Raw genomic sequence first — 21,549 nt, forward strand, 5'->3', positions numbered from 1 at the left:
GTGCGGAAACCTTAGATTTTAGCCGAACGCTGAGGGCATGCGGCTTTTTGGGAAGCGCGCTGCGTTGACCGGCGCTGTCGATCAACGAGTCGAACGATGCTCAGCGCTTGTTGCTGCGCGGACGTCCCGGCGCGAACGCAAACCCGAACGCCAGCAGCACCAGCGACACCACGATCACCGTCACGTTCCCGCTCGTGATATACGGCGTGCTTCCCGACATCCCTTGCACGGTTGCTTCAAGCGAGCCGGTCGTAAACGTCGGCAGCTTCGACACGACTTTGCCATCCGCGCCGATCACCGCCGTCATGCCAGTATTGGTGGCGCGCAGCATCGGCCGTCCGGTTTCGAGCGAACGCATGCGCGCAATCTGCAAGTGCTGATCGAGCGCGATGGTATTGCCGAACCACGCAAGATTCGTCGAATTGACGAGAATGCCCGCAGGCGTTTCCTGATTGCGAAGCGTATGCGCGATCTCTTCGCCGAAAATATCCTCGTAGCAGATATCGACGGCGATCGGCTGATTCTTCACGAAGAACGCTTTCTGCGCGACCGGACCGCGCGCGAGATCGCCGAGCGGAATGCCCATCATCCGCACGAACCAGTGGAAGCCCGTCGGCACGAACTCGCCGAACGGCACCAGATGATGCTTGTCGTAGCGATACACATCGTTGATGCCGGGCGTGATGCCGAAGAGACTATTCGTGTAGTCGGTCACGTTGCCATCGGGCAGCATCGTCACGCCGATCGCGCCGAACAGAATCGACGAATTCGTGTTGTTGGCGAAGTTGCGAATTGTCGTGGCGAAGTCTTGCGGCACTTGCACGGCGAGCACCGGCAATGCCGTCTCCGGCGTGACGATCAGATCGGCCGGCTTTTCGGTGATAAGCCGCTTGTACAGCGCCAGTGATTCATCCACGCCCGCCTGCTCGAACTTCATTTCCTGTTTGACATTGCCTTGCAGCAGACGCACGGTGATCGGCGCATTGGCGGGTGTCGTCCATTGCACGAGCGACAGCAACATGCCCGCGATGACGGTCGCGAGCGCTGTCGCCGCCGGCAACAACGTGCGCGTGAATACCGCCTGCACGACCAGCGCCGCGAACAAAGCAAGCACCCACGCCACGCCATATACGCCCGCGATCGCGCCAAAGCCCGCGAAGGGACCATCGACTTGTGCGTAGCCGCTGGCGAGCCACGGAAAGCCGGTGAAGATCAGCCCGCGCAACCATTCGCCCAGCGCCCACGCGCTGGCGAATGCAAACGCGCCGTGCCACGTCGGGGCGAAGCGCGGCGCGGCGTCGATATCGCGCGATGTCGCGGCGTCTTCATCGCCGAAACGTGCGCGGCCCGCGACCAGCGACCACACCGCGCTCGACAAGGCCGGATACAACGCGAGATAGAGCGAGAACAAGGCGACCGCCGCCGCTGCGAGCGGCGCGGCCATGCCGCCGTACACGTGCATGCTCACGTATAGCCACCACACGCCCGTCACGAAGTTGCCGAAGCCGAACGCCCAGCCCGTCGCCGCCGCGCTCAGCCAGCCGCGCGTGCGCGAAAGCCACGCAAAAAACAGCGTGAAAATGACGAGTTCGATCCACCCGCCATGCGGCGTCGGCGCGAACGAAAGCGTGTTTGCCCCGCCCAGCACGGCGGCGACGAGGTAATGCCAGAACGGCAACGCGCGCGGCGAAGCGGAAACGGCGGACGCGTCACGTTGACGGGAGGGAAAGCGAGTCGATGAATCGGCCATAAATTAGGCGGTCAGGCGGTCAGGCGGTCAGGCGGGAGAACGGACTGCAAGGATAAAGCAGTTGAATGACACCGGCCGATGCGGGAGATCGGCCGGTCAACACACGCTGAGCGTCAGTCGCGCATTTCATCCTCGTCATCGTCCGCGCGATGATGTTGCTGCGCGAGATTCGGAGCACGTCGTACGAGCAAAACGTGAATCTGCCGCGCATCGCCACGGAGGATTTCAAACACGAAATCGTCGATACGCACCTTCTCGCCGCGATGCGGCACGCGCCCGAACCGATGCGTCACCAGCCCGCCGATGGTATCGACTTCCTCATCGGAGAAATCGGTGCCGAATTCTTCGTTGAACTGTTCGATGCCCGTCAGCGCGCGCACACGATGCCGGCCATCCGGCGTGGCAATGATATTGCCGGCTTCCTCGTCGAAATCGTATTCGTCTTCGATATCGCCGACGATCTGCTCCAGCACGTCTTCAATCGTGATGAGGCCCGCCACGCCACCGTATTCATCGACGACGATGGCGATGTGATTGCGATTCACGCGGAAGTCGTGCAGCAGCACGTTCAGGCGCTTCGACTCGGGAATGAACACGGCGGGGCGCAGCATGCCGCGCACATCGAACTCTTCTTCGGCGTAATAACGCAGCAAATCTTTCGCGAGCATCACGCCGATGATGTTGTCGCGATTGCCCTCGAACACCGGATAGCGCGAGTGCGCTTTTTCGAGTACGAAAGGGATGAATTCGGCGGGCTTGTCCGCGATATTGATGGCGTCCATCTGAGCGCGCGGAATCATGATGTCGCGCGCGCAGAGATCGGAAACCTGAAAGACGCCCTCGATCATGGAGAGCGAATCGGCGTCGAGCAGGTTGCGTTCGTGCGCATCCTGAAGCACTTCGAGCAGTTCGTCCCGCGTTTCGGGTTCGTGCGAGATGAAATCGGTCAGACGTTCGAGGAGCGAACGCTTTTCTGGGGGTTTCTCGGTGTGGCGTCGACTGGGATAGGGTTCGTTCATAGCGGAGCGCCCGGCTTCTTCCGGGCGCGTTTTGACGGAAAGTTAAGCATACACCAAGGGAAAATGCGGGCTGAGTGGGGCGGCGCGCATCTGAAAAGGCATGCTAGCGGAAAAATATGAGACACGTATGTCCAACGCGGTGCATTGGCCGATCGGCCGATGGTTCATCGCGGCGCTTCCTCTTCGCGACACCGCCGCAGAAGCGCTTCCAGCGCGCGATCCGGCATGCCGCTTTCGCGCAGAGCATCGACGGTTCGGCTGACGTAGTCGAGCGTCGTGCCGTATCGGCCGCTGGCGCAGCCGAGCACCGTGCGCACGATTGGATCGGCGAGCTTGCCAGTGTAGGACGTCGCCTCGCGGCGCATGACGAAGGCGAGCGCATCGACACGGCGGCCGTCGGCGAGCGTGCACGGCAGCCACGCGGGACGATACGATGCCATCGCCATTTCGCGTCGCCAGAGCACTTCGAGATGCGGAATCGCGCCTTCTCCGGCCAGTCGAAACGCCATGCCGGTGCACGAGCCGCCGCGATCCAGCGCCAGTACGAGTCCCGGCTGCTCGGGCGTGCCGCGATTCACACGCGACCACAAATACAGCCCGCGATGGTAGCCGTGCACCTTGCCGCGCACGGCTTCGACGGTCGGCAAACCGGGGTTCCAGATCAGCGAGCCATAGCCAAACAGCCATAGATCGGACCGGCGATCCCAATGCGCAAGCGCCGCCTCGCGCGAGGCGGCAAGCTCTTCATCGGTGAGCAGGGGACATTCGACGAGTGCCGGCGGATACGCCAGACAGGGTGTGAAAGAAGGGTCGGGATCGGGCATCGGCCTGCGTCAGTCGTCGGTCAAAGGCAGGTAAGGATCGGAAAAGCCAAGAGACTTCATGATATCCGTCTCTATGGATTCCATCTCTTCCGCCTCGACTTCGACCTCGTGATCGTAGCCCTGCGCGTGCAGCGTGCCGTGAACGATCAGATGCGCGTAGTGCGCCTCCAACGGCTTTCCCTGCTCGTTCGCCTCACGCTCGACGACCGGACAGCAGAGAATCAGATCGCCCGCGACCGGATCTTCCTCGGTTTCCGCATACGCAAAAGTGAGCACGTTCGTCGCGTAATCTTTTTGACGATACGTCCGGTTGAGCACGCGCCCTTCGTCTTCATCGACGAAACGGACGGTCAGATCCGCGTCCGCGAACAGCGAAGCCTTGATCCAGCGCGAAACCGCCGCACGCGACAACAAAGCCTTGTGCGACGGATACGCCTTCGCGGCCGGAAACTGAATGGTGAGACCCAGGCGATGCATCACGACGGCTTCTGCGAGTTTTGTGAGTTCTGCGATGCACGCGCCGACGCTTCGGCAAGCGCGGCGTCTTTCTGCGACTGCGCGTCGTAAGCCTCGACGATGCGCGCGACCAGCGGATGCCGCACCACGTCCGCCGACGTGAAGTGCGTAATGGCGATGCCGCGCACTTCCGACAGCACATGCTGCGCTTCGATCAGCCCGCTCTTGTGGCCCCGCGGCAAATCGACCTGCGTGGTGTCGCCCGTCACGACCGCCTTCGAGCCGAAGCCGATCCGCGTAAGGAACATTTTCATTTGCTCGGGCGTGGTGTTCTGCGCCTCGTCCAGAATGATGAACGCGTGATTCAGCGTGCGGCCGCGCATGTACGCAAGCGGCGCAATTTCGATCATTTGACGTTCGAACATTTTCGCGGTCTTGTCGAAGCCGAGCAGATCGTAAAGCGCGTCGTACAGCGGACGCAGATACGGATCGACCTTTTGTGCGAGATCGCCCGGCAGGAAACCGAGCCGCTCGCCCGCTTCGACCGCCGGACGCGTCAGCACGATACGCTTGACCTGATCGCGTTCCAAAGCATCGACCGCGCAGGCGACGGCGAGATAGGTCTTGCCCGTACCCGCCGGCCCGATACCGAACGTCACATCATGCGCGATGATCTGCTTCAGATAATCGCGTTGCGCGGGCGTTCTGCCGCGAAGATCGGCGCGGCGCGTGTACAGCTTCGGGCCGTGATCTTCGTCGTCGCCGAGATCGATGGTCGCGCTCGGTTCGTCGAACGGATGATCAGGATCGCCGCGAAAACGCGGATCGACTTCCTGATCCGCGCTGCCGTTGGTTTCGCGCGCATCGCGCGCGCGGCGCGTGGCGTGACGCGCTTCGACCAGCGCGAGCTGGATGTCATCGACGGAAATGGGATCGCGCGCGCGGTTGTAGAAATTTTCGAGCGCCGCGAGCGCCACTTTCGCGCCACGGCCGCGAATCGCGATCTTGTGACCGCGACGCGAGAGCGTGACATCGAGCGCCTGCTCGATCTGTCGCAGGTTTTCGTCGAGCGGGCCGCAGAGGTTGGCAAGCCGCGCGTTATCCTCGCGCGGAGCGGTGAATTCCAGATGCTGCGTAGGAGCGTTCTTCAAAGTGAACTGAATATCCTTGTCTTAGTGCGCCACTCAATGCGTCATTTCGGGCGCGAGCACCAATTCGCCACGCAGCGAATGCGGATACGCATGCGTGATTTTCACGTCGATCATCTGGCCGATCAGGCGCGCGTGCGACTGCACCGGCGCCGGAAAATTCACCACGCGATTATTCTGCGTGCGGCCTGCGAGTTCGTTCGGATCTTTGCGCGCCGGGCGCTCGACCAGAATACGCTCGGTCTTGCCCACCATCGACGCGCTGATGCGCTGCACGTTTTCTTCGATGGTCGCCTGCAGATGTTGCAGGCGTTTGAGCTTCACTTCGCGCGGCGTGTCGTCATGCAGATTCGCGGCGGGCGTGCCGGGACGCGGGCTGTAGATGAACGAGAAGCTGGTGTCGTAACTCATCTCATCGACGAGCGCCATCATCTTGTTGAAATCGTCTTCCGTTTCGCCGGGGAATCCGACGATGAAATCCGTTGACAGCGACAAGTCCGGCCGGATTGCGCGCAATTTGCGAATCACCGACTTGTATTCGAGCACGCTGTAGCCGCGCTTCATCGCCATCAGAATGCGGTCCGAGCCATGTTGCACCGGCAAATGCAGATGCGAGACGAGCTTCGGCACTTTCGCGTAGGTATCGATCAGACGCTGCGTGAATTCCTTCGGATGCGAAGTCGTATAACGAATGCGTTCGATGCCCGGCACCTCCGCGACGTACTCGATCAGCGTCGCGAAATCCGCGATTTCGTTCGATCCGAGCGTCAGCGCGCCGCGATAAGCGTTCACGTTCTGGCCAAGCAGCGTGACTTCACGCACGCCTTGATCCGCGAGACCGGCGATTTCGGTCAGCACGTCGTCGAGCGGACGCGATACTTCCTCACCGCGCGTGTACGGCACGACGCAATAGCTGCAATATTTCGAGCAGCCTTCCATGATCGATACGAACGCGCTCGGACCATCCACGCGCGCAGGCGGCAGATGATCGAACTTTTCGATTTCGGGGAAGGTGATATCGACCTGCGCGCGGCCCGTGGCGCGGCGCTGATCGATCATCGCGGGCAAGCGATGCAGCGTCTGCGGCCCGAACACGAGATCCACGTACGGCGCACGCGCCACGATCGATGCGCCTTCCTGACTGGCCACGCAACCGCCCACGCCAATCAGCAGATTCGGGTTCGCTTCCTTCAGTTCGCGCACGCGGCCGAGGTCGGAGAACACTTTTTCCTGAGCCTTTTCGCGCACCGAGCAGGTATTGAACAGAATGACGTCCGCGTCTTCGGGCGTGTCCGTCTTCACGAGTCCTTCCGCCGCGCCGAGCACATCGACCATTTTGTCGGAGTCGTACTCGTTCATCTGGCAGCCGAAGGTCTTTACATAAACTTTCTTGGTCATGAATCTACGCCGGTCACAGTGGTTAACCTGGGGGCGCTCATTAAAGGATTGAAAAGGGATTCGCGGACTTCTACGCTGATCTGGCCGCTTTTTACTGCAATTTAGCCCGATATTATAGCGCCGGCAGCGATTCCTTACGTCGTTGCGTGGGTAGGGCAATGCCTTCCGATTCCCTCATTTTCAAATCCGCTTTGATAATGATTCAAAGCGTAGCCCAATTCTCAATTCGCGGCCCGCTTCGCAAAATGGCGATCACTTCTTCACCTTTGCGCGGTCTGCCATGCAACTCGATCACGTCACCCTCATCGCGCCCGACTGCGATGCCTTCATGCGCTTTTTCGTCGATGTCGCGGGGATGCGCGTCGGGCCGCGTCCGCCTTTCGGCGTCGATGGCTACTGGCTGTATCTCGATGCGCGGCCGGTTCTGCATCTGATCGGCACGGGCGGCGCGGCTTCGGCGGAACGGCCAGCTTCCGCACGCATCGATCACTTCGCCCTGCGTATCGACAATGCCGCCGAATGGTCCGCGCTGACTGATCGGCTCGAAACGCACGGTTACGCGTATCAACTCGCCGACGTGCCGCTGGCGCGCGAACGCCAGTTGTTCATGCGGCTCGCGCCGGGTGTCGTCGTCGAATTCGTGACTGCGCGTTCTTAACGCGTCTACCGCTTCTCCCTCTACGGAGCCATCATGCCTCTGCCTCTTCTTGCGCTGGCGATCAGCGCGTTCGCCATCGGCACGACGGAGTTCGTCATCATGGGCTTGCTGCCCAATGTCGCGCACGATCTCTCCGTTTCGATTCCATCCGCCGGGCTGCTCGTGTCCGGTTACGCGCTGGGCGTTGCAGTCGGCGCGCCCTTGCTTGCGGTGCTGACCGCGAGACTGCCGCGCAAACTCACGCTCCAATTGCTGATGCTCGTGTTTATCGTCGGCAATGTGTTGTGTGCAGTCGCGCCGAACTACGAATTGATGATGGTTGCGCGCGTGGTGACTTCCTTTGCGCATGGCTCGTTCTTCGGCATTGGCGCGGTGGTGGCGGCGTCGCTCGTGCCCACGGAAAAGCGTGCAAGTGCGATTGCTTTGATGTTCACCGGCCTCACGCTCGCAAACGTACTGGGCGTGCCGTTTGGCACGTTCATCGGTCAGGAACTCGGCTGGCGTGCGACGTTCTGGATCGTCGCGGGTCTCGGCGTGTTTTCTGCGCTCGGCGTGACCGCGCTCGTGCCGAATCGACACGACGCCGCGCCCGCCGGTCTTGCCCACGAAGTCCGCGTCCTGCGTGATCCGCAAGTGTGGCTCGCGCTCACTATGACCGTGCTCGGCTTCGGTGGCGTGTTTATCGTGTTCACCTATATCGCGCCGATTCTCGAACAGGTCGGCGGATTCTCGCCACGCGGCGTGACGCTGGTGCTCGTGCTGTTCGGCGTCGGGCTGACGATCGGCAATATGATCGGCGGCAAACTCGCGGACCGCGCGTTGATGCGTTCGCTGATGGGCATTCTTCTCGCGCTCGCCATCGTGATGGCGGTTTTTGCCAAGACCAGCCACAGCCAGATCGGCGCGATTGTCACGATTTTCCTCTGGGGCATTGCCGCGTTCGCGACCGTGCCGCCGTTGCAGACGCGCGTGGTCGAGAAAGCAAAGCAGGCGCCGAATCTGGCCTCGACGCTGAATATTGGCGCATTCAATATCGGCAACGCGGGCGGTGCATGGCTGGGCGGTGCGGTGCTCACGCATGGTTACAGCCTCGATGCCTTGCCGTGGGCGGCAGCGGCCGTGGCTATCGCGGCCCTCGCCGTGACGTGGTTCGCCGCGCGACTCGACGCGCAACCCGTTAGCCATGATGCAAAGGTTGCCGACGCGTGCTGAGCGCTATCATGTCGGCTCACCAAAACTGAACAAACATGATCGATCACCTCATCTGCGACTGCGACGGCGTGCTCGTTGACAGCGAAATCATTGCGGATCGCGTCATGCTCGACGTGCTCACCGAGACGTTTCCGGGCATCGATTTCCACCCCGTGGTCAAGACCGCGTTCGGTCAGCAGACGTCGCGTTTTCTCGCGGGGCTGGAGACCAAGTTCGGCCTTACCATGCCGCCGGATTTCGTCGATACGATCGAAGCGCGCGTTTCTGTCGAACTCGCGCGTTCGGTCGGGCCGATCAAGGGCGTGCGTCGCGCGCTCGAAATGTGCGGCTTGCCGGTCGCGGTCGTCTCGAACAGCCGCATGGAGCGCGTGCAGGCGTCGGTGCGGCGCGCGGGGCTGGACGAGATCGTGGGGAATCGCGTTTTCAGCGCGCAGCAGGTCGCACGGCCGAAACCTTATCCCGATGTCTATCTCTTCGCAGCTGAAACGCTTGGCGTCGATCCGTCGCGTTGTCTGGTTGTCGAAGACAGCATCGCCGGACTGACGGCGGCGCGCGCGGCGGGTATGAAGACTATTGCGTTTATCGGCGCGAGTCATATTCCTTCGGGCTACGCGCAAGTCCTGCACGAAACCGGCATCACGCGGATCATGGCGCATATGGATGAGTTGCCCGCACTGGTCGATGCAGGCGTGCGCGGCGATTTCGGCGACGTACTCTCTTGACTTTCGCTGCATGGGTTTATGCGTCCGCCCATAGCTTCGCCGCGTCCACCGCGCGCTTCCATCCAGCGAGACACGCTTCGACTTCCGATGCCGGCATCGACGGTTCGAAGCGGCGGTCGAGTTGCCACTGCGCCTTCAATTCTTCGATGTCCTTCCAGTAACCCACCGCGAGTCCCGCGAGATAAGCCGCACCGAGCGCGGTCGTCTCCGCGACGCGCGGACGCAGGACATCGACGCCCAGCACATCGGCCTGAAACTGCATGAGCAGATTGTTCGCGCATGCGCCGCCATCCACGCGTAGCTGCGCGATCCGATTGCCCGAATCCGCTTCCATTGCCCGCAACACATCGAGCGATTGATACGCGATCGAATCGAGCGCCGCCCGCGCGATATGACTCGACGCCGTGCCACGCGTCACGCCGAACAAGGTGCCGCGCGCCCGCGCGTTCCAGTGCGGCGCGCCCAGACCGGCGAACGCGGGCACGAGAAACACGCCATCGCTATGCGGCACGCTGCGCGCGAGCGCTTCGATTTCGCTTGCGTGCCGAATGATGCCGAGCCCGTCGCGCAGCCATTGCACCACCGCGCCCGCAATGAAGATGCTGCCCTCCAGCGCATAGTTCACCTGATCGCCGATCTGCCACGCAATCGTCGTCACGAGATTGTTGCGCGACTCGATCGGCTGTTCGCCAGTGTTCATCACCAGGAAGCAGCCTGTGCCGTAAGTGTTCTTGACCATGCCGGCGTCTGTGCACATCTGTCCGAACAGTGCGGCGTGCTGATCGCCCGCGATGGACGCGAGCGGCACATCGGCGGCGAACACCGAACCTTGCGTCGAGCCATACACTTCCGACGACGTGCGCACCTCCGGCAACATGCTGCGTGGAATGTCGAAGGCTTCCAGCAGTTCGTCGTCCCAGCGGCGCGCGTGGATATCGAACAGCATGGTGCGCGACGCGTTCGTGATGTCGGTGACGTGCAGTGCGTGCCGCGTGAAATTCCACATCAGCCAGCTATCGACAGTGCCGAATGCGAGGCGTCCTTGCTTCGCTTTGTCGCGCGCGCCTTCGACGTTATCGAGAATCCAGCGGATCTTGGTCGCGGAGAAATACGAGTCGATCGGCAAGCCGGTTTTGCTGCGCATCAGCGCTTCCAAACCGCGCGCCTTGAATTCGTCGCACATGGAGGCGGTTCGGCGGTCCTGCCAGACGATCGCGTTGTACACCGGCTTGCCGCTCTCGCGGTCCCACACGATGGTCGTCTCGCGTTGATTCGTGATCCCCACCGCCGCAATCGACGACGCACTCAATCCCACGCGCGTGACCGCTTCGGCCGCGACGCCCGCCTGCGTTGACCATATTTCCTGCGGATCGTGCTCGACCCATCCGGCCTGCGGATAGATCTGCTGAAACTCCTTTTGCGCGATGGACACCACGTTGCCGTTTCTGTCGAACAGCATAGCGCGCGAGCTGGTCGTGCCTTGATCGAGCGCGAGAACGTACTGATCCTGCATGAGCTTCCTCCGGGTCGAGCGGCAGTCGCAAACAAGGCGATGCCGGTACGTTCAATCTATCGGAGGCGCGCGGCGTGGACAACCTGGCCGGATGGCATAGGCCAAAAGCGCAATCGGCCTACGCACGCGGAACATGCCGATTTGCCTATGCCATTCGGCCGAGTGGCGCGGTCCGCAGGATCGTCCGATACTGGCGGCTCGAATCGAACGAGAGGTGAGTGCAATGCGAATGCTGGCTGTATCGAGCGTGCTGGCCGTGACCGTGCTGGGCGGGTGCGTTTCCACGCCGACTAATCTTGATGGCTCGTTGGGCGCGCCGTCTTTCAGCGCGCTTCAGTCGATGTGCGGAACGTCGTCCGTGGATTACGGTGCGGAGGCGCAATCCGTCTATTCGGCTTTCTACGATGCTTACGTTGCGCAAAAGCGTGGCGCGTTGCCGAAGGATCGCTATTGCGCGTTCCAGGCGTCGATCGCTGAGCGATACAGCGCGTACAAGGCGAATCCCGGCGCGGAGGCGCAGCGTGCGTGGGCGAATTTCTTTCTGGATCAGCGGGCGCAAGCTTTGAGCTGGCGCGCATCGGTCGATCCGACTTTGCGCGCAGGCTGAACGCGTGAGGGGAAAGCGGAGCGGCGAGCAGGGCGCAGCGTGATTGCCGCGCCCGCGAATTTGCTACGAGAAACGCTTGAAAGCCTTAATGGTGGAATCGCCTGAAGCGGTGAGACGCCATTGTTGGCGGCCCGAGGCGAGATTTTCGAGTTGTACGAGCTGACGTTCGAGTAGGGCGTCGAGCTCTTGCCTTTCCATATCGACCTGATTAGGCGCTTCCTGAACCAATAGCAGCGTGGCAAATTCGTGCGGACTCAGCATTGCGTTCTCCATGACGACCGAACAGCATCAGCAGCCGGCTTTGTGAGCCGGATCGTTTTGCTTCGAAACGTTTTACGGGGAAACCGACAACCGGGCAGTCGCGCTGTTTTGTGTGCTGCGCGAGCCGGGAATTCGGATTGTAGGCAAGCGTCAGACGAGTGCCAACCAACACTGAGAAAATTTTGGCTTTGACTTTTGAGGTGCGAGAAGGCGGTTCGACAAAGAGCGGAATTTGCAGAAACCACTTTAAGTGTCTGATGCAGTGCACACAGACGCGGGCCGCCGCGCATCCATGCTTTTATTGCATCAATTCATACAACAAATGAATTTGTTTAAGCTTACGGGGGCAATGCAATATTCCGCTTCTGCTTAATCGCCTGACCCCATCGACTAACGCTTCGTGATGCGGTTCTGATCGCTCGTAATTCCGGAAAAGACACAATGACTCGCTTCAATTGGCAGAACCCGTATCCCACGCCGCGCTTGCCGGTATTCGCACGCAATATCGTTTCCACGTCGCATCCGTTGGCTGCGCAGGCGGGTTTGCGCATGCTGTGGAAGGGCGGCAATGCTGTCGATGCGGCGATCGCAGCGGCGGCCGCTATCACTGTCGTCGAACCGGTTTCGTGTGGCTTGGGCGGCGATGCGTTCGCGCTGGTTTGGGACGGCAAGAAGCTGCACGGGCTGAACGCGTCGGGTGTGTCGCCGGCGGCGTGGAATGTCGATTACTTTCGTCGCAAATACGGCGAAGAAAATGGCCTCGTGCGTCAGCCGAAGCGCGGCTGGGATGCGGTGACGGTGCCCGGCGTGATCGCCGGATGGGAAGCGCTTCATGCGAAGTTCGGCACGCTGCCTTTCGCCGATCTGATGGAACCGGCTATTGAGATTGCCGAGCGTGGGCATGCGGTGGCGAGCATCGTCGCGTACAAGTGGGCGGCGGCGGTGCCGGAGTTGAAGGATCAGCCGGGATTTGCGGATGTCTTCATGCCGCACGGACGCGCGCCCGAAGTCAGCGAACTCGTGCGCTTTCCTGGCCACGCGGCCACGCTGCGTCAACTGGCGAAGCACGGTCCGCGCGCATTCTACGAAGGTGAAATCGGTGAACGCATCGCGGCGTTCGCGCGTGAATGCGGCGCGGCCATGACCATGGACGATCTGCGCAACTACCGCGCGGACTGGGTCGAGCCGATCAGCAAAGATTATCGCGGTCACACGGTTCACGAGATTCCGCCGAACGGGCAGGGCATCGCGGCGCTGATCGCGCTCGGCATTCTCGACAAGTTCGATGTGAGCGCGCTCAGCGTCGATCGCATCGAGTCGCAGCATTTGCAGATCGAGGCAATGAAGCTCGCCTTTGCCGATGTATATCGCTACGTCGCCGATCCGCGTTCGATGGAAGTCACGCCCGAGCAAATGCTCGATGACGCTTATCTCACCGAGCGCGCCAAACTCATCGATCCGACCAAAGCCACGCAATTCGACTTCGGCATGCCGAAGGCGGGTGGCACCATCTACATGTCGGCGGCCGACGAGCGCGGCATGATGGTCAGCTTCATCCAGTCGAATTACATGGGCTTCGGTTCGGGCGTGGTCGTGCCGAATTCCGGCATCGCGCTGCAAAACCGTGGCTGTGGTTTCTCGATGGACCCGAAATCGGCGAATGTGGTCGAAGGCGGCAAGCGGCCGTTCCATACGATCATTCCGGCGTTCCTCACACAGAATGTCGGCGGTAAGCAGGAAGCCGTGATGAGCTTCGGCGTGATGGGCGGCGACATGCAGCCGCAAGGCCATCTGCAATCCATCGTGCGCATGTTGGACTACGGCCAGCAGCCACAGGCCGCATGCGACGCACCGCGCTGGAAGGTGAACCGCGATTTCACCATCGACATCGAAGCTACGCTCGACGCCGAAACCGCGCGCGCGCTCGAAGGACTCGGCCACACCATCAAGTCCGTCGATGATCCCTACATGGACTTCGGCTCGGGCCAATACATCTGGAAGCTGGATCGCGACGATCCCGAGCGCGGCTACGTGGCCGCAAGCGACAGCCGGCGCGATGGGCTTGCCGCAGGTTTCTAACTAAAAAAGCACGTCGCCATTCAGATCGCTGCTTGCGAGCAGCGAATGGCGGCGCACGCCTATACGAAATCAACGGAGACTTCATTTCATGAACGACTGCGCCGTCCCCGCGCCGCCCTTAACGAAGTCGATGGTCCGCCGAATCGTCTTTTCATCGTCGATCGGCAACGCGCTCGAATGGTTCGACTTCCTGGTGTACGGCTATTTCGCCGCGACCATCGCCAAGGCGTTCTTTCCCGCGCAAGACGAATGGCTCTCGACGATGCTCGCCATCGGCACCTTCGGCATCTCGTTCCTGATGCGGCCGCTCGGCGCAATCGTCCTCGGTATCTACGGCGATCGGAAAGGGCGTAAGGCAGCGCTCACGCTCGCCATCCTTCTGATGATGATTGGCACGCTGACGATGGCCGTGATGCCGTCGTATCAGCACATCGGGATTGCCGCGCCGCTGTTGATCTTGCTCGCGCGTCTGATTCAGGGATTCGCGGTGGGCGGAGAATTCGGCAGCGCGACGGCGTTCATGGTCGAGCACAGCGCGTCGCGACGCGGCTATTACGCGAGCTGGCAGTTCGCGAGCCAAGGTCTTGCCGCGATTCTTGCCGCCGCGTTCGGCACGGTGTTGAGCGCATGGCTGCCGCAACCACAACTCGAAAGCTGGGGCTGGCGCATTCCGTTCGTGTTCGGCTTGCTGATCGGACCGGTCGGGTATTACATCCGCTCGCATTTGGATGAGACGCCGGAGTTCATCGCGAATCGGCGGGCGCAGAAGACGACCGCATCCGATGTGTCGTTCTCGAATCAATGGGTGAATTTGTTGCTGGCGGTGGGCATCGTCGCGCAATCGACAGTCGGCGTGTATGTCCTGCAACTTTATATGCCGATGTACGCGGTCAAGCAGCTTCATCTGCCCGCGACGGCATCGTTCGCTGTCGTGGTGCTGAATGGCGGATTGCAGTTCATCTTTTCGCCGATCATGGGCGCGTTGTCCGACAAGCTCGGGCGAATTCGCATCATGCTCGGCACGTCGATCGTCATGGGCGTAACGATTTATCCGATGTTTTCGTGGCTTCAGGCGCATCCGACGGTGGCATCGCTAGTCGTGCTTCAGGCAGTCGCGGGCATTCTCAAAGCCGCGTATTCCGGCCCGATGCCCGCGCTCATGTCCGAGATATTTCCCACGCGCGTGCGTTCGACAGGTTTGTCGATTGGATACGCGCTCGGCGTGACCTTGTTCGGCGGGTTCGCGCCGACTATTGTCGAAGGTTTTATTCACGCCACGGGTGACAAACTCGCGCCAAGCTATTACGTGCTGCTCGCTGCGGTGTTGTCGGGCGTGTCGCTGGCGATCGTTGGTTGGCGCATGCGCCGTGCATTACGGACGGCGTGACTACAATCGCAACCTGGTGTTTTCTCGCGCTTTAAACTGCCTCATATCAATAAAGGCATGATTCCTGCTATTCAAAGTCAGTGAGTGGTTGCTCAGAGTCGTAAGAATTTGACTTCGACGGAACCGATCGGCATATGGACAAGTCTGTCCCCGATGTCTGCAAACTCATTGCGGGACAGCTAAGATGGTTGGATCGACCTCGAGCGTATCCTTAGTTCGGGTTGGTAACGAATCATCGCGGAATCAATTGAACCACGGCCGCCCTTTATGGCCGATGGCGCGTTTCAGTTCAGCCAGGGAGCGCGATACATGCACCTAGACAGTACCCACGTGATGCCGTGGCGCATCGAAGACATCGATCTCAATCGGATAGATCGTCAGAAGGCGGCATCGAACGAATATTTGCTTTTGTTGTTATGCGCCTGTTCGTTTATCGAAAGCGGCACCGACCTTTATACGAGCAATCTCAGCACGTATTTCAAGGACGATTCGGAGATCGCCGCGTGGCTCAATAATGAGTGGGAGCCCGAAGAAATGCAGCACGGGCGCGCGCTCAAGGCGTACATTCATCATGTTTGGCCGGATTTCGATTGGGACACGGCTTTCAAGAATTTCTTCGAGGAATATTCGAAAACCTGTTCCTACGAAGCTTTCGAAAAGAAGCGCGCCCTCGAAATGGTCGCGCGCTGCGTTGTCGAAACGGGGACGGCCACGCTTTATCGCGCTATCAATAAATGTTCGGACGAACCGGTGCTCAAAGAAATCACCGACAACATCCGTACAGATGAAGTGCGTCACTACAAGCACTTTTTCCAGTTCTTCAAGAAGTGGAACAAGATCGAAGGCAACGGGCGGATTGCGGTGCTCGGCGCATTGATTCGCCGTGTGCTCGAGCTCAAGAGCGAGGATTCGGAAATCGCGCTGCGACATGTATTCGCAGTTCGTTATCCTGATCGTGCGCAGGATTCGGAGTACAACCGCGAATTGTCGGCGCGTGTGAATGCGCTGGTGCGGCGGAATTTGTCGGCGGATCAGTGCATCAAAATGTTGTTGAAGCCGCTCGATTTGCCCGCGCGCATTCAGCCCGGCGTGCAGATTCCGCTTGCGAAGATGACGCAGTTTTTCTTCCGTTGAGCGTCGAAGGCGAATGACGAGCACGGCGCAGACAACGGTATTCGACGCATGGACGCCGCCACTTCGCGCGCTTTTCGAGCGCGCGCCGGATGGATTCGCTTTCTCGCTTTGTGCGGCTGACAGCAACGGTCGCATTCGAACCGCGTTGCTGAGCGCGGGCGAACTGATTGCGCCGGATGCGCGTACGCTGTGCTTCGCTTTATGGCCGACATCGCGTACCGCGCAAGCCATCACGCAAGACGGCCACGCCACGCTCACGTTCGTATTCGACGAAGCGTTTTATCAAGTGCAATTGGATACGCGATGCATCGCGCTGGAAGGTGTGCCGCTTGCGTGTTTTGTCGGCTGGATCGAAAGCGGGGAAGCGCAGCGTGTGGCTTATGCGCGTTTGACGGGCGGTATTACGTTCGACTTGCCCGACGCGCAGAGTGTGCAGGCGCGCTGGCGTGAGCAAATCGAATGGTTGAAGAGGGCGGCGAGCGCCGCCCTAAAAGACAAGCCGACTTAAGCAAGCCGACATAACCAAGCCGACATAACCAAGCCGACATAACCAAGCCGACTTAACGCGCGCGCTCGGACGAGCGGTTGCCGTCGCGGCGTGTCGAATTGCCGTCGGTGCGCGGCTTGCCGCCGAGCAGCGCGCCGGGATTGCCTGCCTTGGCACCGCCGCCTCGCGCGTTGGAGCCAGCTGGCGCTGCATCGTGGGAACGACGCGGTGCAGGATTGGCTTTCGGCGCGGCGGGTTTCTGACTACGGCCATCGCGCGGAGCCTGAGCTTGCGGCTTGCTGCCGGCCGGTTTCGCTGAACGCTGCTCGCCGCCACGACGCGCCTCACCCTCACGCGGCGCACGACGCCCCTGACCTTGGCCTTGTCCCTGACTACGCCGCTGAATCGGCTCAGGCTTCGCATTCGGGTCCGGCTCGAAGCCAGGCACCACTTCCTGCGGAATCGCGCGCTTGATCAGCCGTTCGATATCGCGCAACAACTGGTGTTCATCCACGCACACGAGCGACACGGCTTCACCGTCCGCGCCCGCACGCCCCGTCCGGCCAATCCGATGCACATAATCTTCCGGCACGTTCGGCAAATCGAAGTTGACCACATGCGGCAACTGGTCGATATCGATCCCCCGCGCCGCGATATCCGTCGCCACCAGCACTTGCAGCGTTTCCGCCTTGAACTCGGCCAGCGCACGCGTACGCGCCGACTGGCTCTTGTTGCCGTGAATGGCCAGCGCGCTGATACCGTCCTTCGTCAACTGCTCAGCCAGCCGATTCGCGCCGTGCTTGGTCCGCGTGAACACGAGCACCTGAAACCAGTTGTTCTGCCGGATCAAATGCGTCAGCAACTCACGCTTGCGGTCACGATCGACCGGATAAATCTTCTGTTCGATACGCTCAGCCGTCGTATTCCGGCGCGCCACTTCGATCAGCGCGGGTGAATCCAGCAGGCTGTCGGCGAGCGCCTTGATTTCATCGGAGAAAGTGGCCGAGAACAGCAGGTTCTGGCGCTTCGCCGGCAGACGCGCCAGCACGCGCTTGATGTCGTGAATGAAGCCCATGTCGAGCATGCGGTCGGCTTCATCGAGTACGAGGATTTCGAGCTGCGACACGTCGATGGTCTTCTGCTGCATGTGATCCAGCAGACGCCCCGGCGTCGCCACGACGATATCCACGCCACGGCGCAGCGCATCGATCTGCGGATTAATGCCGACGCCGCCGAACATCACGGTCGATTTGAGCTTGAGATACTTGCCGTAAGCACGCACGCTTTCTTCGACCTGCGCGGCGAGTTCACGCGTCGGCGTCAGAATCAGCGCGCGCACCGGGCGCTTGGCGCTGCCGGTGGCGGGCGCAAGTTGCGACAGACGTTGCAGAATCGGCAACGTGAAACCGGCGGTCTTACCCGTGCCGGTTTGCGCGCCCGCGAGCAGATCGCCGCCCTTCAGGACGGCGGGAATGGCCTGGAGCTGAATCGGAGTCGGGCTGGTATAGCCCAGTTCATTGACAGCGCGCAGCAGAGGTTCGGACAAGCCGAGTGAATCAAAGGACATAACGGTTTTTCGAGTTCGTTATAGCGAGCGGCGCGTGCGGGCGAGGTTCACCGCGACAGCGCAAATGCGACGCTCGGAAGTAAATCGGGCGGCGGGGCCATAAAAGCGACGGTCGTGGACCGACGGGCGATGCCGCAAGAGTTCGGCGCGCTATCAAGACACGCCAACTGGCCGTAAGTTGCATCGAATCAATGCGATGCTTATGCGACGTAACGCGCAACACTCACGAACTGACAAAGACTGCCTGCCAGCACGAACAGGTGCCAGATACCGTGGCCGTGCCGGATACGCTCGTCGTTGATGAAAAAATAAATGCCGGCGCTGTAGATCACGCCGCCCGCCACCAGCCACGCGGTGCCCGCGGGTGGCAGCGCCGTCACGAGCGGATGAACGGCTACGAGCGCGAGCCAGCCCATCAACACGTACAGCACCATCGAGACGCTGCGGGTTCGGCGCCCGAGCGTGAGTTCCTGCGTGATGCCGAGCGCTGCAAGCCCCCAGCTCACGCCGAATAAGGACCAGCCCCAGGGGCCGCGCAATGTCACTAGCGTGAAAGGGGTATAGCTGCCTGCGATCAACAGATAGATGGCCGAATGATCGCACTTCTGGAGGATCGCCTTCACGCGCGGCGAGCGCACCCAATGATACAGCGTCGAAATCAGATACAGCACGACGAGCATGGCGCCGTACACCGCGAAGCTCACGATCTTGTACGGATCGCCTTCGAGCGAGCCCATCACGACAAGCGCCGTCAGCCCGGCCACCGACAGGACCGCGCCGATCAGATGGCTGATGCTGTTGAAACGCTCACCGAAATGCATATGCTGATTCGCCTCACCAAAAGACAAGGGGCGCGGCCCGATTGAAGGCTGCGCCCCGGTGCGTATTGTACGCTGTCCCGGTGAGGGACCTACAAAGTCGTCAGTCCAGCGGCGCCGAACGCAGATTGCTCACTTGCTGCGGCGACACCGGCGTGCCGTGGTTGCCCCACGACATACGGATGTAGGTCACAACCGCAGCGACTTCCGTATCCGACAGCGACTGCGCGAACGGCGGCATGCCGTGCGGCATCGGATTGCCTTCCGTGCTCGGCGGATAACCCCCGTTGAGCGTCATGCGGATCGGGTTGACGGCCGATGGCATCTGGATGGACTGATTGTTGGCCAGCGGCGGATACGCCGGCGGCTTGCCCAGACCGTTCTCCGCGTGACACTTCGCGCAGTTCTCGGTGTAGACCTTCTTGCCCATCGTAAGCAGCTCGCCGCCGAATTTTTCCGACGTTTCCAGTTGCAGCGATTCCGGCGCTTCCTTCTTCTGCGGAATCGACTTGAGATACGTCGAGATCGCGTTGATGTCGCCGTCGCTCATGTATTGCAGGCTGTTGTGGACCACTTCGGCCATCGGACCGAACACCGCGCCGCGCTGCGACACGCCGGTCTTCAGCAGATCGTTGATGTCCTTGATGTCCCAGTCGCCCAGACCCGCTTCCTTGTTCGACGTCAGCGACGGCGCGTACCAATTTTGCAGCGGAATCAGACCGCCGGCGAACGCCGCCGAACTGACCGGACCGCCCATCGCGTTGATCGAGGTGTGGCACATGCCGCAGTGACCGAGACCTTCGACCAGATACGCGCCACGGTTCCATTCCACCGACTTGGTCGGATCCGGCTTGTACTCGCCTTCCGAGAAGAACAGCGTGCGCCAGCCGATCAGCAGATTACGGTTGTTGAACGGGAAGCGCAGTTCATGCGGACGGCTCGGTTCGGAAACCGGCGGGACCGAACGCAGATACGCGTAGATCGCGTCCGAATCGGCGCGCGTGACCTTGGTGTAGCTCGTGAACGGGAAGCCCGGATACAGCAGCGAGCCGTCCTTCGAACGGCCGGTGTGCATCGCGCGATAGAAGTCGTCTGACGTCCATTTGCCGATGCCGTACTTGTCGTCCGGCGTGATGTTCGGCGTGAACATGGTGCCGAAGGGCGTAGCCATCGGCAGGCCGCCGCCGAATTGCTTGCCGCCGCGAACCGTGTGGCAGGCGATACAGTCGCCGGCGCGCGCAAGGTATTCACCTTGTTTGACGAGCGCGGCCTGATCGGCGGGCGTTGCGGCCTGTGCGCCGCCGGAATGCAGGTTCTCGCCACCCGACCAGAGGACGGCGGCGGCTGCGACGGCTGCCACCACGACAGCCGAGGAAAGTGCGAACAGGGACTTGCGTTTCATTGTGTTGTCGCTCCAGACGCCTTATTGCGGTTCGCTGCCGCACGTGAGCGGCATCTTCAACGAGCCAGCGGGCGCGGGCACCGGGTTGGCGGGTGCTTGTTGCGTGGAAAGCCACGCGGCGACGGCGGTCACGTCGTCGTCGGTCAGGCGCGAGGCGATGTCATGCATGCAATCGGGTGCAATGGCGTGGCGCGTGCCCGACTTCCATGCGCCGACCTGCGCGCTGATGTAATCCGAATGCAGGCCGACCAGACCCGGAATAGCCGGCTGCATGCCGGTCAGACCCTTGCCGTGACAGGCCGCGCACGCGGGAATGTTCTTCGACGGATCGCCGTTCAGCACGATCTGCTGGCCGCGCGCGAGCGTGGAGGCCGACTGATTCGACTTGGCCGGCTGCGGATACGGCGGGCGCTGCTGCGAGAAGTACGTCGCGATCTGATGAAGGTAGTCGTCCGAGAGATACGTGACGAGGTAGTTCATCGGCGGGTACTTGCGCCGCCCTTCGCGGAAATTCTGGAGCTGGTTGTACAGATAGTCGGCGGGTTTGCCGGCAAGACGGGGAAAGTAATCGTTGTCCGTGCCTTCGCCATGAACACCGTGACAGGCCGTGCAGCCTTGCACGCGGGCGGCCATGCTGTCGGTAGCAGGCTGATTCGGCGTCTGGGCCTGCGCCTGAGCGCCGAACACGCCAGCGCTGCCGATCAGTGCCAATGCAAGCAGCGGACGAAAGATGCGTCTTGAAAACACGCGACACTCCATGAAATTCGGGGACCTGCCGAGCTTCGTGCGGCTCGGTGCGAAGGTGGCGAACCACGGCCACAAAGAAGCGGCGGAGGGTGGCGGACCACGGCCGCAGTGGCTCGTAGAGCCTCTGATGCGACGCGGAATTCTATCATCGATGCATGATGATGACTATTTGATGCAATGTGTAAGCGATTGTGCGACGCGCTTTTTGCAACACGGCGCGCGGCAATCGCGACAATATGCCGCGCGGCCATTGCGCGCTCGAATCCGTCGATGCTGCGCCACCGCATAACGCCACGTTTCGACAAAGCCTCGACTTTCTCAATATTCGATGACGTCCCCGCGTCGCCAAGCTTAGGAAGC

At 61.1% G+C, this 21,549-nt stretch carries 20 protein-coding genes; 8 read left to right on the forward strand and 12 right to left on the reverse strand.

The window, feature by feature from the left end; translation table 11 throughout:
* Window positions 1–100: 100 nt before the first annotated feature.
* The 6 genes from lnt to miaB all read right to left on the reverse strand — a co-directional run bounded on the left by lnt (window position 101) and on the right by miaB (window position 6,595).
* Complete coding sequence (gene lnt / locus P7F28_RS24325) at window positions 101–1,750, reverse strand: apolipoprotein N-acyltransferase (protein ID WP_277187322.1); 1,650 nt, start codon at window positions 1,748–1,750, stop codon at window positions 101–103.
* A 113-nt stretch (window positions 1,751–1,863) separates the two neighbouring features.
* On the reverse strand, window positions 1,864–2,769 hold the full coding sequence (locus tag P7F28_RS24330; protein ID WP_277187323.1) for an HlyC/CorC family transporter: 906 nt from the start codon (window positions 2,767–2,769) through the stop codon (window positions 1,864–1,866).
* Window positions 2,770–2,933: 164 nt separating this feature from the next.
* A complete protein-coding gene (locus tag P7F28_RS24335) occupies window positions 2,934–3,593 on the reverse strand; it encodes a gamma-glutamylcyclotransferase (protein ID WP_277187324.1) in 660 nt (219 codons plus the stop codon).
* Window positions 3,594–3,602: 9 nt separating this feature from the next.
* A complete protein-coding gene (gene ybeY / locus P7F28_RS24340; protein WP_277187365.1) occupies window positions 3,603–4,070 on the reverse strand; it encodes an rRNA maturation RNase YbeY in 468 nt (155 codons plus the stop codon).
* A complete protein-coding gene (locus tag P7F28_RS24345; RefSeq protein ID WP_277187325.1) occupies window positions 4,070–5,200 on the reverse strand; it encodes a PhoH family protein in 1,131 nt (376 codons plus the stop codon). The genes ybeY and P7F28_RS24345 overlap by 1 nt, the downstream gene beginning before the upstream one ends.
* A gap of 33 nt (window positions 5,201–5,233) precedes the next feature.
* Window positions 5,234–6,595, reverse strand: a complete 1,362-nt coding sequence (gene miaB, locus P7F28_RS24350) for a tRNA (N6-isopentenyl adenosine(37)-C2)-methylthiotransferase MiaB (protein ID WP_277187326.1) — start codon at window positions 6,593–6,595, stop codon at window positions 5,234–5,236.
* A gap of 280 nt (window positions 6,596–6,875) precedes the next feature.
* On the opposite strand from miaB, the gene P7F28_RS24355 reads away from it, so the two are divergent.
* Genes P7F28_RS24355 through P7F28_RS24365 form a run of 3 tightly spaced genes read left to right on the forward strand, consistent with a single transcriptional unit; the run spans window position 6,876 to window position 9,187 of the window.
* On the forward strand, window positions 6,876–7,253 hold the full coding sequence (locus P7F28_RS24355; RefSeq protein ID WP_277187327.1) for a VOC family protein: 378 nt from the start codon (window positions 6,876–6,878) through the stop codon (window positions 7,251–7,253).
* A 33-nt stretch (window positions 7,254–7,286) separates the two neighbouring features.
* Window positions 7,287–8,465: an MFS transporter gene (locus P7F28_RS24360; protein ID WP_277187328.1), complete on the forward strand. Its 1,179-nt coding sequence runs from the start codon at window positions 7,287–7,289 to the stop codon at window positions 8,463–8,465.
* A 35-nt stretch (window positions 8,466–8,500) separates the two neighbouring features.
* Window positions 8,501–9,187: an HAD family phosphatase gene (locus tag P7F28_RS24365; protein ID WP_277187329.1), complete on the forward strand. Its 687-nt coding sequence runs from the start codon at window positions 8,501–8,503 to the stop codon at window positions 9,185–9,187.
* A gap of 16 nt (window positions 9,188–9,203) precedes the next feature.
* Here P7F28_RS24365 and glpK read toward each other — a convergent pair whose 3' ends face one another.
* Entirely contained in the window at window positions 9,204–10,700 is a 1,497-nt protein-coding gene (gene glpK, locus P7F28_RS24370; protein ID WP_277187330.1) for a glycerol kinase GlpK, read from the reverse strand.
* 223 nt (window positions 10,701–10,923) lie between these two features.
* Between glpK and P7F28_RS24375 the strand changes: the two genes are divergently transcribed.
* Entirely contained in the window at window positions 10,924–11,307 is a 384-nt protein-coding gene (locus tag P7F28_RS24375; protein ID WP_277187331.1) for a hypothetical protein, read from the forward strand.
* A 63-nt stretch (window positions 11,308–11,370) separates the two neighbouring features.
* Here the strand turns inward: P7F28_RS24375 and P7F28_RS24380 are convergent, their stop codons facing one another.
* Window positions 11,371–11,568, reverse strand: coding sequence for a hypothetical protein (locus P7F28_RS24380; RefSeq protein WP_277187332.1), 198 nt, complete (start codon window positions 11,566–11,568; stop codon window positions 11,371–11,373).
* A gap of 441 nt (window positions 11,569–12,009) precedes the next feature.
* On the opposite strand from P7F28_RS24380, the gene ggt reads away from it, so the two are divergent.
* From ggt to P7F28_RS24400, 4 genes are all read left to right on the forward strand, one after another.
* Entirely contained in the window at window positions 12,010–13,647 is a 1,638-nt protein-coding gene (gene ggt / locus P7F28_RS24385) for a gamma-glutamyltransferase (RefSeq protein ID WP_277187333.1), read from the forward strand.
* Window positions 13,648–13,735: 88 nt separating this feature from the next.
* Window positions 13,736–15,034 (forward strand): MFS transporter, encoded by a 1,299-nt coding sequence (locus P7F28_RS24390; RefSeq protein ID WP_277187334.1) that lies wholly within the window; start codon window positions 13,736–13,738, stop codon window positions 15,032–15,034.
* Between the two features lie 309 nt (window positions 15,035–15,343).
* Window positions 15,344–16,168 (forward strand): ferritin-like domain-containing protein, encoded by an 825-nt coding sequence (locus P7F28_RS24395; protein ID WP_277187335.1) that lies wholly within the window; start codon window positions 15,344–15,346, stop codon window positions 16,166–16,168.
* Between the two features lie 13 nt (window positions 16,169–16,181).
* Window positions 16,182–16,676, forward strand: a complete 495-nt coding sequence (locus tag P7F28_RS24400) for a hypothetical protein (protein WP_277187336.1) — start codon at window positions 16,182–16,184, stop codon at window positions 16,674–16,676.
* A gap of 52 nt (window positions 16,677–16,728) precedes the next feature.
* On the opposite strand, the gene P7F28_RS24405 is transcribed toward P7F28_RS24400, so the two are convergent.
* The 4 genes from P7F28_RS24405 to P7F28_RS24420 form a co-directional block, all read right to left on the reverse strand.
* Entirely contained in the window at window positions 16,729–18,222 is a 1,494-nt protein-coding gene (locus P7F28_RS24405; protein WP_277187337.1) for a DEAD/DEAH box helicase, read from the reverse strand.
* 200 nt (window positions 18,223–18,422) lie between these two features.
* On the reverse strand, window positions 18,423–19,043 hold the full coding sequence (locus tag P7F28_RS24410; protein WP_277187338.1) for a hemolysin III family protein: 621 nt from the start codon (window positions 19,041–19,043) through the stop codon (window positions 18,423–18,425).
* Between the two features lie 100 nt (window positions 19,044–19,143).
* Entirely contained in the window at window positions 19,144–20,442 is a 1,299-nt protein-coding gene (locus P7F28_RS24415; protein ID WP_277187339.1) for a cytochrome c, read from the reverse strand.
* Window positions 20,443–20,463: 21 nt separating this feature from the next.
* Window positions 20,464–21,201 carry a cytochrome c gene (locus P7F28_RS24420; RefSeq protein WP_277187340.1) on the reverse strand — a complete coding sequence of 246 codons (738 nt, stop codon included), beginning with the start codon at window positions 21,199–21,201 and terminating at the stop codon, window positions 20,464–20,466.
* Window positions 21,202–21,549: the final 348 nt, after the last annotated feature.

The sequence above is a fragment of the Caballeronia sp. BR00000012568055 genome, assembly GCF_029439455.1.
Classification (GTDB): Bacteria; Pseudomonadota; Gammaproteobacteria; order Burkholderiales; family Burkholderiaceae; genus Caballeronia.

Excerpts from the sequence above, each read along its gene's own strand:
- P7F28_RS24365 (WP_277187329.1), top strand. The coding sequence starts at position 8,501 with ATGATCGATCACCTCATCTGCGACTGCGACGGCGTGCTCGTTGACAGC.
- P7F28_RS24380 (WP_277187332.1), bottom strand. The coding sequence starts at position 11,568 with ATGCTGAGTCCGCACGAATTTGCCACGCTGCTATTGGTTCAGGAAGCG.
- miaB (WP_277187326.1), bottom strand. The coding sequence starts at position 6,595 with ATGACCAAGAAAGTTTATGTAAAGACCTTCGGCTGCCAGATGAACGAG.
- P7F28_RS24375 (WP_277187331.1), top strand. The coding sequence starts at position 10,924 with ATGCGAATGCTGGCTGTATCGAGCGTGCTGGCCGTGACCGTGCTGGGC.
- ybeY (WP_277187365.1), bottom strand. The coding sequence starts at position 4,070 with ATGCATCGCCTGGGTCTCACCATTCAGTTTCCGGCCGCGAAGGCGTAT.
- P7F28_RS24405 (WP_277187337.1), bottom strand. The coding sequence starts at position 18,222 with ATGTCCTTTGATTCACTCGGCTTGTCCGAACCTCTGCTGCGCGCTGTC.
- P7F28_RS24415 (WP_277187339.1), bottom strand. The coding sequence starts at position 20,442 with ATGAAACGCAAGTCCCTGTTCGCACTTTCCTCGGCTGTCGTGGTGGCA.
- P7F28_RS24355 (WP_277187327.1), top strand. The coding sequence starts at position 6,876 with ATGCAACTCGATCACGTCACCCTCATCGCGCCCGACTGCGATGCCTTC.
- glpK (WP_277187330.1), bottom strand. The coding sequence starts at position 10,700 with ATGCAGGATCAGTACGTTCTCGCGCTCGATCAAGGCACGACCAGCTCG.
- P7F28_RS24420 (WP_277187340.1), bottom strand. The coding sequence starts at position 21,201 with ATGGAGTGTCGCGTGTTTTCAAGACGCATCTTTCGTCCGCTGCTTGCA.
- P7F28_RS24400 (WP_277187336.1), top strand. The coding sequence starts at position 16,182 with ATGACGAGCACGGCGCAGACAACGGTATTCGACGCATGGACGCCGCCA.
- P7F28_RS24335 (WP_277187324.1), bottom strand. The coding sequence starts at position 3,593 with ATGCCCGATCCCGACCCTTCTTTCACACCCTGTCTGGCGTATCCGCCG.
- P7F28_RS24395 (WP_277187335.1), top strand. The coding sequence starts at position 15,344 with ATGCACCTAGACAGTACCCACGTGATGCCGTGGCGCATCGAAGACATC.
- ggt (WP_277187333.1), top strand. The coding sequence starts at position 12,010 with ATGACTCGCTTCAATTGGCAGAACCCGTATCCCACGCCGCGCTTGCCG.
- P7F28_RS24360 (WP_277187328.1), top strand. The coding sequence starts at position 7,287 with ATGCCTCTGCCTCTTCTTGCGCTGGCGATCAGCGCGTTCGCCATCGGC.
- P7F28_RS24330 (WP_277187323.1), bottom strand. The coding sequence starts at position 2,769 with ATGAACGAACCCTATCCCAGTCGACGCCACACCGAGAAACCCCCAGAA.
- lnt (WP_277187322.1), bottom strand. The coding sequence starts at position 1,750 with ATGGCCGATTCATCGACTCGCTTTCCCTCCCGTCAACGTGACGCGTCC.
- P7F28_RS24410 (WP_277187338.1), bottom strand. The coding sequence starts at position 19,043 with ATGCATTTCGGTGAGCGTTTCAACAGCATCAGCCATCTGATCGGCGCG.
- P7F28_RS24390 (WP_277187334.1), top strand. The coding sequence starts at position 13,736 with ATGAACGACTGCGCCGTCCCCGCGCCGCCCTTAACGAAGTCGATGGTC.